Origin of the sequence: Roseovarius sp. MBR-6, assembly GCF_040547525.1 — a bacterium.
In the GTDB taxonomy this organism is placed as follows: domain Bacteria; phylum Pseudomonadota; class Alphaproteobacteria; order Rhodobacterales; family Rhodobacteraceae; genus Roseovarius.
In genome coordinates this window covers 70,508-79,583 of record NZ_JBEPPW010000012.1, presented here as the reverse complement: position 1 = coordinate 79,583, position 9,076 = coordinate 70,508, and the positions used below count along the sequence as shown (strand labels likewise).

15 protein-coding genes and 1 riboswitch are annotated in these 9,076 nt (G+C 64.0%); of the genes, 2 read left to right on the top strand and 13 right to left on the bottom strand.

Annotated features, from left to right (window positions below):
• The first annotated feature begins 87 nt into the window (after window positions 1-87).
• Window positions 88-208, top strand: a riboswitch (TPP riboswitch).
• 100 nt (window positions 209-308) lie between these two features.
• Window positions 309-2,114, top strand: a complete 1,806-nt coding sequence (gene thiC, locus ABIE57_RS14550; RefSeq protein ID WP_354539758.1) for a phosphomethylpyrimidine synthase ThiC — start codon at window positions 309-311, stop codon at window positions 2,112-2,114.
• Between the two features lie 62 nt (window positions 2,115-2,176).
• Here the strand turns inward: thiC and rplT are convergent, their stop codons facing one another.
• From rplT to ABIE57_RS14535, 3 genes are all read right to left on the bottom strand, one after another.
• Window positions 2,177-2,542, bottom strand: coding sequence for a 50S ribosomal protein L20 (gene rplT / locus ABIE57_RS14545; protein WP_354539757.1), 366 nt, complete (start codon window positions 2,540-2,542; stop codon window positions 2,177-2,179).
• A 14-nt stretch (window positions 2,543-2,556) separates the two neighbouring features.
• A complete protein-coding gene (rpmI, locus tag ABIE57_RS14540; protein WP_354539756.1) occupies window positions 2,557-2,757 on the bottom strand; it encodes a 50S ribosomal protein L35 in 201 nt (66 codons plus the stop codon).
• A gap of 124 nt (window positions 2,758-2,881) precedes the next feature.
• Window positions 2,882-3,511 carry a 2-hydroxychromene-2-carboxylate isomerase gene (locus tag ABIE57_RS14535; RefSeq protein ID WP_354539755.1) on the bottom strand — a complete coding sequence of 210 codons (630 nt, stop codon included), beginning with the start codon at window positions 3,509-3,511 and terminating at the stop codon, window positions 2,882-2,884.
• Between the two features lie 133 nt (window positions 3,512-3,644).
• On the opposite strand from ABIE57_RS14535, the gene ABIE57_RS14530 reads away from it, so the two are divergent.
• Window positions 3,645-4,352: a vWA domain-containing protein gene (locus tag ABIE57_RS14530; protein ID WP_354539754.1), complete on the top strand. Its 708-nt coding sequence runs from the start codon at window positions 3,645-3,647 to the stop codon at window positions 4,350-4,352.
• On the opposite strand, the gene ABIE57_RS14525 is transcribed toward ABIE57_RS14530, so the two are convergent.
• The 10 genes from ABIE57_RS14525 to rplX form a co-directional block, all read right to left on the bottom strand.
• The gene (locus tag ABIE57_RS14525) at window positions 4,336-4,974 is read right to left on the bottom strand and encodes a MarC family protein (protein WP_354539753.1); all 639 of its coding nucleotides are present in this window, start codon (window positions 4,972-4,974) and stop codon (window positions 4,336-4,338) included. The genes ABIE57_RS14530 and ABIE57_RS14525 overlap by 17 nt on opposite strands.
• A gap of 135 nt (window positions 4,975-5,109) precedes the next feature.
• Complete coding sequence (locus tag ABIE57_RS14520; protein ID WP_354539752.1) at window positions 5,110-5,544, bottom strand: GFA family protein; 435 nt, start codon at window positions 5,542-5,544, stop codon at window positions 5,110-5,112.
• 232 nt (window positions 5,545-5,776) lie between these two features.
• On the bottom strand, window positions 5,777-5,965 hold the full coding sequence (gene rpmD / locus ABIE57_RS14515; RefSeq protein ID WP_354539751.1) for a 50S ribosomal protein L30: 189 nt from the start codon (window positions 5,963-5,965) through the stop codon (window positions 5,777-5,779).
• 13 nt (window positions 5,966-5,978) lie between these two features.
• On the bottom strand, window positions 5,979-6,545 hold the full coding sequence (gene rpsE / locus ABIE57_RS14510; RefSeq protein WP_354539750.1) for a 30S ribosomal protein S5: 567 nt from the start codon (window positions 6,543-6,545) through the stop codon (window positions 5,979-5,981).
• A gap of 13 nt (window positions 6,546-6,558) precedes the next feature.
• The gene (rplR, locus tag ABIE57_RS14505) at window positions 6,559-6,918 is read right to left on the bottom strand and encodes a 50S ribosomal protein L18 (RefSeq protein WP_354539749.1); all 360 of its coding nucleotides are present in this window, start codon (window positions 6,916-6,918) and stop codon (window positions 6,559-6,561) included.
• Window positions 6,919-6,929: 11 nt separating this feature from the next.
• Window positions 6,930-7,463 (bottom strand): 50S ribosomal protein L6, encoded by a 534-nt coding sequence (gene rplF, locus ABIE57_RS14500; protein ID WP_354539748.1) that lies wholly within the window; start codon window positions 7,461-7,463, stop codon window positions 6,930-6,932.
• Window positions 7,464-7,476: 13 nt separating this feature from the next.
• Complete coding sequence (gene rpsH / locus ABIE57_RS14495) at window positions 7,477-7,869, bottom strand: 30S ribosomal protein S8 (RefSeq protein WP_354539747.1); 393 nt, start codon at window positions 7,867-7,869, stop codon at window positions 7,477-7,479.
• Window positions 7,870-7,882: 13 nt separating this feature from the next.
• Entirely contained in the window at window positions 7,883-8,188 is a 306-nt protein-coding gene (gene rpsN / locus ABIE57_RS14490) for a 30S ribosomal protein S14 (protein ID WP_354539746.1), read from the bottom strand.
• Window positions 8,189-8,207: 19 nt separating this feature from the next.
• Window positions 8,208-8,771, bottom strand: a complete 564-nt coding sequence (gene rplE, locus ABIE57_RS14485; RefSeq protein WP_354539745.1) for a 50S ribosomal protein L5 — start codon at window positions 8,769-8,771, stop codon at window positions 8,208-8,210.
• Window positions 8,764-9,075, bottom strand: coding sequence for a 50S ribosomal protein L24 (gene rplX, locus ABIE57_RS14480; RefSeq protein ID WP_354539744.1), 312 nt, complete (start codon window positions 9,073-9,075; stop codon window positions 8,764-8,766). The genes rplE and rplX overlap by 8 nt, the downstream gene beginning before the upstream one ends.
• Between the last annotated feature and the right edge of the window lies 1 nt (window position 9,076).

The following is a 9,076-nucleotide window of genomic DNA, read 5'->3' as shown; positions in this document are numbered from 1 at the left end:
CGGTCTATCAATCAATGCCGCCTCTCGACAAGAGACCGCCGTCGGGACGCCACATTCGCTTGAACTGCGCAGATCGTCGTTCTACCCTCACCCTTGCAGGGGAGTCCCGCCTTGGGGACTGAGAGGCTGACAGGTGGTGACACCGGTGAGGCGACCCTTTGAACCTGATCCAGTTGATACTGGCGTAGGAAGCTCGGGAACCGCGCGCCGCATGGCGGTCTGTCTGTTCCGAAGGGGGACCCTTCCCCACGCCTCCCCGTCCACGGCTCATCTGGTCTCTTTGGAACCATGGCTCGAGGAGCACCAAAATGACCACCCTGACCACCCCCACCGTGACCACCGGCCCCTTGCCCGCCTCGCGCAAGATTTACGTGGCGGGCGCGTTGCACCCCGATATCCGCGTGCCCATGCGCGAGATTTCCACCCATCCCACGGCGGGCGAGGCCCCCTTGCCGGTCTATGACAGTTCCGGCCCCTATACCGATCCCGAGGCGCAAACCGACATCGCGCGCGGCCTGCCCGCGCTGCGGCGCGGCTGGATCATGGCGCGCGGCGATGTGGCGGCCTATGAGGGCCGCCATGTGAGGCCCGAGGATAACGGCTTTGTCACCGGCGACCGGCTGGTGCCGGAATTCCCGGTGCGGGGGCAACCCCTTCGTGGCACGGGCGGTGCGGCCCCCACGCAACTGGCCTATGCGCGCGCGGGCATCATCACGCCCGAGATGGAATTCGTGGCCATCCGCGAGAATCAGTTGCGCGAGGCGGATGCGGCACCGCGCGACGGCAATGACTGGGGGGCCAGCATCCCAGACCATGTGACCCCCGAATTCGTGCGCGCCGAGATCGCGGCGGGCCGCGCCATCATCCCGGCCAATATCAACCACCCGGAACTGGAGCCGATGATCATCGGGCGCAACTTCCTTGTGAAGATCAACGCCAACATGGGCACCTCGGCCGTCACCTCCTCGATGGAGGAGGAGGTGGAAAAACTGGTCTGGGCGATCCGCTGGGGGGCCGATACGGTGATGGACCTTTCCACCGGGCGCAACATCCACAACACCCGCGAATGGATCATCCGCAATTCCCCTGTGCCCATCGGCACCGTGCCGATCTATCAGGCGCTGGAAAAGGTGCATGGCGTCGCCGAGGACCTGACATGGGAGGTGTTCCGCGACACGCTGATCGAGCAGGCCGAACAGGGGGTGGATTATGTCACCATCCACGCGGGCGTGCGCCTGCACATGGTGCCGATGACGGTGAACCGGGTGACGGGGATCGTGTCGCGCGGTGGGTCGATCATGGCCAAATGGTGCCTGCATCATCACCGCGAGAGCTTTCTTTATGAGCATTTCGAGGAGATTTGCGACATCTGCCGCCAGTATGACGTGAGCTTTTCACTGGGCGACGGGCTGCGCCCCGGCTCCATTGCGGACGCCAACGATGCCGCGCAATTCGCCGAGTTGGAGACATTGGGGGAACTCACGAAAATCGCGTGGGCCAAGGAGTGCCAGGTGATGATCGAAGGCCCCGGCCATGTCGCCATGCACAAGATCAAGGAGAACATGGACAAGCAGCTTGAATGCTGTCACGAGGCCCCCTTTTACACGCTCGGGCCGCTCACCACCGATATCGCCCCCGGCTATGACCACATCACCAGCGGCATCGGGGCGGCGATGATCGGCTGGTTCGGCTGCGCCATGCTGTGCTACGTCACGCCCAAGGAACATCTGGGCCTGCCCGACCGCAACGATGTGAAAACCGGCGTCATCACCTACAAGATCGCGGCCCATGCCGCCGACCTTGCCAAGGGCCTGCCCGGCGCGCAGCGGCGCGACGATGCGCTGTCACGCGCGCGGTTCGAGTTTCGCTGGGAAGATCAGTTCAACCTCTCTCTCGACCCCGAAACCGCGCGCGACTTCCACGATCAGACCCTGCCCAAGGAGGCGCACAAGGTGGCGCATTTCTGCTCGATGTGCGGGCCGAAATTCTGTTCGATGAGGATCAGCCACGACATCCGCGCCGAGGCGCAGAAAGAGGGGATGGCGGCGATGGCCGAGAAATTCCGCGAAGGCGGCGATCTTTACGTGCCCGTGGCCGAGACCGACAAAGTCTGAAACGGAAAACGCCGCCCGGTTTATCCGGGCGGCGCATCCTTGTCCCTCATCCGCGACTGGCCTCAGGCGGCCAGCGCCTGCTTTGCCTGATCGACGATGGCGTTGAACGCCGCCGGTTCGTGCACAGCGAGATCGGCCAGAACCTTGCGATCCACCTCGACCCCGGCAAGCGACAGACCGTTGATGAAGCGCGAATAGGTCAGCCCCTCGTCATGGGCGCGCACGGCGGCGTTGATCCGCTGGATCCACAGCGCGCGGAAATTGCGCTTGCGGTTCTTGCGGTCGCGCGTGGCGTATTGGTTGGCCTTGTCGACGGCCTGTGCGGCCACCTTGAAGGTGTTCTTGCGGCGGCCATAGTAGCCCTTGGCGGCCTTGATGACTTTCTTGTGACGGGCGTGGGTGACAACCCCACCTTTGACGCGTGACATATCCTGATTCCTCCTTAACGCGCGTAGGGCATCATCGGCTTGATGATCCCCTCGTCGGCTTTGCTGAGCGTGGTGGTGCCACGCGCGTTGCGGATGAATTTATTGGTCCGCTTGATCATGCCATGGCGCTTGCCGGCCTGTGCGGCCACAATGCGGCCAGAGGCCGTCATCTTGAACCGCTTCTTGCAGCTCGACTTGGTCTTCATCTTGGGCATTTCCGGCTCCTCTTTCGGTCGGTAGAATCGCCAGCCTCGGCATGCCACATCTGGCCGGACCGGCGGAATGAGCGGGTGCTATACGCGCTCCGCCCGAAGAGTGCAAGAGGGCCTGCGCCACACCTCAACCGACCGGAGGATTGCGCCAGCAGGAGGGAGCAAAGGGGGTGACAAGCGCGCGCTCCACCAGGTCCAGCCGGTCCTGCCCGTAGAACGGATCGCCCGCCACCACATAGGTGGGCGAGCCAAAGACCGGCAGGGCAATCGCCTCGGCGGTATTGGCACGGTATATCGCCTGTATGTCCTCGCTGCGCGCGGCGCTCAGGATCGTGTCGGGATCGAGGCCGCAGCCCGCGACCAGCGGGATCAGCGTTCCGGGATCGGAAATGTCGGCATCGTCGCGCCAATGGGCCTGAAGGATGGCGTAGGAGAGCGCATCGGCCCGGTCCCCGGCGGCGATGATCGCGCCGCTGGCCAGCGAGAGCGGCGCGTCGTGATGGGTGGGGCGGTGGCGGATGATCTCGACGCCGCGCAACTCGGACCAGCGTTCGATCTCGCGCCCGAAGAAGTAATCGACATGCCCTTGCGTGCGCGCGGCAAAGGGCAGGCCCCCCGCCGCCTCGACCACCGGAGACAGCTCGATCGGCTTGTGTTCGAGCCGCACGCCATGGGCCGCGCATATCTCATGCAGCCGCCGCGCCCCCAGCCAGGCATAGGCGGAATGGGCCGAGTAGTAATAGTGGATCACGCTCATGCCCCGAGCCTATGGCGGAGGAGAGCCGGAGGCAAGCGTGAGGATGACGGCACCCGGGGTGGCGGGGTCACGCGGGATTGTTCTGGACCGGGCGCGCGCGGGGCCTACACTGACGGCACCCGGAGGAGACCCGATGCGCGCCCTGCCCCTTTTTCTTGGCCTGCTGGCCGCCCTGCCCTCTGCCGTTGCCTCGGCGGGGTGCGCGCGCGATGCGATGCTGGTCTTTGACGGGTCGGCCTCGATGGGCGAGCTTGGCCATGACCCGACCGCGCCCACCCGCATCATGGAGGCGCGGCAGGCGGTGCAGGACGCCCTGCCCGATATCGCGCCATTGCGCCGGATCGGGCTTTTGACCTATGGGCCGGGCGGCGCAGATAGCTGTTCGGGCCTCACGCTGCACTTCGCGCCCATGGCCGGTGCCGCAGCGGCGGTGACCAGGGGGATCGACGCGCTGTCCCCCGGCGGGCTGACCCCTCTGGCGGCTTCGGTGGCAGCGGCTGCCGAGGTGCTCGGGCCCGACGGCATCGTGGTTCTCGTGACGGACGGCAATGAAACCTGCGGCGGCACGCCCTGCGCACTTGGTGCGCGGCTGGCGGCAGAGCGACCCGGCCTTACCGTTCATGTGATCGGCTTTCGCGTGGTGCATGATCCGTTCTCGTGGAACAGCCCCGAGGCCGGGCTTTTCGACGGGCAGACCGTGGCCAAATGCCTCTCGGACGCCACGGGCGGGCTTTACGTGGCGACCGAAACGGTGGGCGAGTTGGTCGAGGCGTTACGCGTGACCCTGGGATGCGCGCTGATCGGGCAGACCGGGACAGCCCCCGTCAGGACAAAAGCGTGACCGCGCCGACCAGCTCCAGCCCGCTCAGAACCGAATCGACCGCAACCGTGGCAAGGATCATGCCCATCACCCGGCTGATGATGCTCGCCCCGGTATTGCCCAGCACCCGCCTGAGCCGCCCAGCCAGCAGCAAGAGCAGCAGCGTGATCCCGAGCACCAAAAGCAACAAACCTGCGGTCAGCGCCTGTTCGGGGATGGAATTGCGGTTGTTGTCGGTGAGGATCACGATGGCCAGCATCGCACCGGGCGAGGCGATGGCGGGCATCGCCAGCGGAAAAACCGCACCTGCCATGTGATCGCGCTCGGCCTCTTCTATTTCACGGGCGGGCTTGGCATCGCCAAAGATCATCGTGAGCGCGAACAGAAACAGGATCATCCCGCCCGCGATCTGGAACGAACCAAGGCGCAGCCCCACCCCCTCCAGCACGAACTGCCCGCCGACAAGAAACAGCCCAAGCACGGCACCCGCAACCAGCACCGCACGCACCGCCAGCCGCCAGTGCAGCGCCTCGGGGACGCTCGCGGCGACGAAATAGAAAACCGGCAAGGTTCCGATCGGGTCGATCACCACGAAAAGCGTGATGAATTCCCGGACGAGAGAGGCAACATCAACGGTGGGCATCTACGTCTTTCGCAACAAGCTCTGGTGACACGCGCCGGGCCGGAACCAACCCGCGTTGATGTCATACAGGAAGAAAACTGCCCCGGCCATCGCTGACCGGGGCAAAAGGCATCATGGTTGCAGATACCCGCGCGCTCAGGACGGCGCGGGCCAGACGAAATCGGGGCGCAGCCCCTCATGCACGGGCCGCCCGTCATCGGGGCGCGGCACCCCGCTCGCCGGATCATAGAAGGCATGATAGGGCGCGGGCGCGATCTGATCATCATAGCCCATGAGGTTCGGCACGATGACGCGGATGCGGCTTTGCTTGTCATCCAGCATGATCGGCGCGCCGCATTCGCCACAGGTGCAAAGCTCCAGCGGGCCGTCCGGGTTCCTGGCGTTGAACGGCTGGCGCTTCAGCCCCGCCTCGTTATCGACCACCACATCGCCGTGGCGGAAAAACACCACATGGGTGGTGTCCTGCCCGGTCACGCCCTTGCAGACGGAACAATGGCAGGTGTGGTTGTCGACCGGTTCGTGATCGGCATGGGTGTGGATATGGCTGCATCCACCGGAATATCTGGACATCGAGGCTCCTCCCTGAGCGGGCGCGGACCGGGCCGCGCGAACGCGTCGGCGGCGCGCCACCACCCCGACACCGTCAGAGGGTATCATGCCCGCCCCCGATGCGGGCAGCGCGACAAAAGACTCGCGTAATGGTATAACGTAAAGCGCCCCGGCCTGCGAGGCCGGGGCGCATTGCCACGCTTCCGGAAACTTGAAAAGTTTCCGGGACGTTATCTTTTCAAGAAAACGGCGGTCAGCCCTTTTCTTCGATGATCTGGACCAGATGCGGGATCTTGTTGACCATGCCGCGCACCGAGGGCGTATCCTCAAGCTCGCGGGTCTTGTGCATCTTGTTCAGTCCCAGACCGATCAGCGTGCGGCGCTGCACGTCCGGACGGCGGATCGGCGAGCCGATCTGCTTGACCACGATGGTTTTTGCCATGTCTCAGGTCTCCTTACGCTTCTGCCGCTTGCGCGGTCGGCGCCTCGTCACCCCGTCTCAGGATGTCGGCCACCTTCTTGCCACGCCGCTGCGCGACCATGCGCGGGCTGGTCTCCTTGTGGAGACCGTTCAGCGTGGCGCGGATCATGTTGTAGGGGTTTTGCGACCCGTTCGACTTGGCGACCACGTCCTGAACGCCCAGCATCTCGAACACCGCACGCATCGGACCACCGGCGATGATGCCCGTGCCCTGCGGGGCGGTGCGCATCACGACCTTGCCCGCGCCATGGCGGCCTTCCATATCGTGATGCAGCGTGCGCCCCTCGCGGAGCGGCACGCGGATCATCGCTCGCTTGGCGGCTTCGGTGGCCTTGCGGATGGCCTCGGGGACCTCCTTGGCCTTGCCCTTGCCAAAGCCCACGCGACCCTTCTGATCGCCCACGACCACGAGCGCCGCGAACCCGAAGCGCTTGCCGCCCTTCACGGTCTTCGACACGCGGTTGATCGCGACGAGACGGTCGGCGAATTCCGGGGCTTCGTCGCGGTCGCGACGGTCGCGGCGGTTGTCTTCTCTTGCCATAACTCTCGTCTCCTCAGATCTTCAGGCCGGCGTCGCGCGCGGCATCGGCCACGGCCTTGACACGGCCATGATAGATGAACCCGCCACGGTCGAAATAGGCCTCGCTCACGCCGGCCTTCTTCGCCCGCTCGGCGATGATCTCGCCGACCTTGGCAGCCGCCTCGACGGTGCATTTGCCGACAAAGCCAAGATCCTTTTCGAGGGTCGAGGCCGAAGCCAGCGTCACGCCCTGCACATCGTCGATGAGCTGCGCACTGATATTCTTGTTGGACCGGTGAACCGAGAGGCGCACGCGCCCCGCATTCACCTGCCGCAGTTTGCTCCGAACGCGCAGGCGGCGTTTGAGGAACAGTTTTCTCTTGCTGTTTGCCATCTGTCGCGTCCTTATTTCTTCTTGCCTTCCTTCTGGAAGATAAACTCGTCCTTGTAGCGGATGCCCTTGCCCTTGTAGGGCTCGGGACGCCGCCAGTCGCGGATATTGGCCGCGACCTGTCCGACGAGCTGCTTGTCGGTGCCCTCGATCACCAGTTCGGTCTGCTTGGGCGCCGTGACGGTCACGCCGTCGGGGATCGGGAAATCCACGTCATGCGAATATCCGAGGTTGAGCCGGATCACATTGCCCTGAATCGCGGCGCGATAACCGACGCCCCGGATTTCAAGCTCCTTGCGGAACACGTCCTTGGCACCGTGCACCATGTTGGCGATGACCGTGCGGGTCAAACCCCATTGCTGGCGCGCGCGCTTGGAACTGCCGCGCGGCGTGACCGAGATGACGCCATCCGCAACGGTGATCGTCACATCGTCGGTCGCGGTGAAGGTCTTTGTGCCCTTGGGCCCCTTCACCTCGACGGTCTGGCCCGAGATCGTGGCCGAGACACCATCCGGCAGGGCCACGGGTTGTTTGCCGATACGAGACATTTGCAGCGCCTCCTCAGAATACCGTGCAGAGCACTTCGCCGCCAACATTGGCTGCGCGCGCGCTTGCATCCGACATCACACCCTTGGGGGTGGAGACAATCGACACGCCGAGGCCCTGACGGACCGACGGAATGTCACGCACGCCCAGATAGACGCGGCGACCGGGTTTGGAGACCCGCTTCATCTCGCGGATCACCGGGGTGCCCTCGAAATACTTGAGGCTGATTTCAATGGCGGAATGGCCATTTTCATCGGTGCTCATCTCGTAACCGCGGATATAGCCCTCTCCGGCCAGAACATCGAGAACGCGCACGCGCATCTTCGAGCCGGGGGTCATCACCGTGGACTTGCCGCGCATCTGCGCGTTGCGGATACGGGTGAGCATATCGCCGATCGGATCGTTCATGTCTCTGCCCTCCTTACCAGCTCGATTTCACGACACCGGGCAGTTGCCCGGCGGAACCCAGCTCGCGCAGCATGATCCGGCTGATCTTGAGCTTGCGATAATAGGCGTGCGGACGACCCGTAAGCTGGCAGCGGTTGTGCAGGCGCGTGGCCGACCCGTTGCGCGGCAATTTGGCAAGCTTGAGAGAGGCGCGGAAACGCTCTTCCATCGGCTTGGACTGATCGCTGATGATCGCCTTGAGCGCGGCGCGCTTGGCGGCGTCACGGTCCACCAGTTTCTGGCGCTTCTTCTCGCGCTCGACCATGGATTTCTTAGCCATTAATCTATCCTCCCCCGGCTCAGCTGTTGAAGGGCATGTTGAAAAGCTTCAACAGCGCCTTGGCTTCAGCGTCGGTCTGCGCCGTGGTTGTGATGATGATGTCCATCCCCCAGACTTCGTCGACCTTGTCGAAGTTGATTTCGGGGAAAACGATGTGTTCCTTGAGGCCCATGGCATAGTTGCCGCGCCCGTCGAAGGCCTTGCCCGACACACCGCGGAAGTCGCGGATGCGCGGCATGGCCACGGTGATCAGGCGATCGAGGAAATCATACATCCGGTTGCCACGCAGCGTGACCTTGGTTCCCAGCGGCATCCCTTCGCGGACACGAAATCCCGCGATCGAGTTGCGCGCAATGGTGGTCACGGCCTTCTGGCCCGCGATGGTGCTCAGGTCTTCCTGCGCCGACTTGGCTTTCTTGGAATCGCGCACCGCTTCGGAACCGCAGCCGATATTGAGCACGATCTTGTCCAGACGCGGGATCTGCATGTCGTTCTTGTAGCCGAACTCTTCTTTCAGAGCAGGCTTGATGACCTCGCGGAAATGCGTCTTGAGGCGCGGGGTATAGGTTGCGGTATCAAGCATCGATCACGTCCCCCGTGGTCTTGGCGAAACGCACCTTCTTGTCGCCTTCGATCTTGAAGCCGACGCGCGTGGGTTTGCCGTTCTTGTCGAGCATGGCGAGGTTGCTGAGGTCGATCGGCATCGCCTTGGGGATGCGGCCGCCCTGGCTCGTCTGGCTCTGGCGGGTGTGGCGAATGGCCATGTTCACGCCTTCGACCACGGCCTTGCCGGCCTTGGGATCGACGCTGGTGATCATGCCCTTCTGACCCTTGTCCTTGCCGGCAAGGACGATGACTGTGTCACCTTTTTTGAGTTTTGCGGCCATC

Bases quoted from the DNA above. Each gene is read 5' to 3' on its own strand.
- ABIE57_RS14530 (WP_354539754.1), top strand. From the start codon at position 3,645: ATGCGCGCCCTGCCCCTTTTTCTTGGCCTGCTGGCCGCCCTGCCCTCT.
- ABIE57_RS14525 (WP_354539753.1), bottom strand. From the start codon at position 4,974: ATGCCCACCGTTGATGTTGCCTCTCTCGTCCGGGAATTCATCACGCTT.
- rplE (WP_354539745.1), bottom strand. From the start codon at position 8,771: ATGCTTGATACCGCAACCTATACCCCGCGCCTCAAGACGCATTTCCGC.
- ABIE57_RS14535 (WP_354539755.1), bottom strand. From the start codon at position 3,511: ATGAGCGTGATCCACTATTACTACTCGGCCCATTCCGCCTATGCCTGG.
- rplX (WP_354539744.1), bottom strand. From the start codon at position 9,075: ATGGCCGCAAAACTCAAAAAAGGTGACACAGTCATCGTCCTTGCCGGC.
- ABIE57_RS14520 (WP_354539752.1), bottom strand. From the start codon at position 5,544: ATGTCCAGATATTCCGGTGGATGCAGCCATATCCACACCCATGCCGAT.
- rplR (WP_354539749.1), bottom strand. From the start codon at position 6,918: ATGGCAAACAGCAAGAGAAAACTGTTCCTCAAACGCCGCCTGCGCGTT.
- thiC (WP_354539758.1), top strand. From the start codon at position 309: ATGACCACCCTGACCACCCCCACCGTGACCACCGGCCCCTTGCCCGCC.
- rpsN (WP_354539746.1), bottom strand. From the start codon at position 8,188: ATGGCTAAGAAATCCATGGTCGAGCGCGAGAAGAAGCGCCAGAAACTG.
- rpsE (WP_354539750.1), bottom strand. From the start codon at position 6,545: ATGGCAAGAGAAGACAACCGCCGCGACCGTCGCGACCGCGACGAAGCC.
- rpmI (WP_354539756.1), bottom strand. From the start codon at position 2,757: ATGCCCAAGATGAAGACCAAGTCGAGCTGCAAGAAGCGGTTCAAGATG.
- rpsH (WP_354539747.1), bottom strand. From the start codon at position 7,869: ATGAACGATCCGATCGGCGATATGCTCACCCGTATCCGCAACGCGCAG.
- rpmD (WP_354539751.1), bottom strand. From the start codon at position 5,965: ATGGCAAAAACCATCGTGGTCAAGCAGATCGGCTCGCCGATCCGCCGT.
- rplT (WP_354539757.1), bottom strand. From the start codon at position 2,542: ATGTCACGCGTCAAAGGTGGGGTTGTCACCCACGCCCGTCACAAGAAA.
- rplF (WP_354539748.1), bottom strand. From the start codon at position 7,463: ATGTCTCGTATCGGCAAACAACCCGTGGCCCTGCCGGATGGTGTCTCG.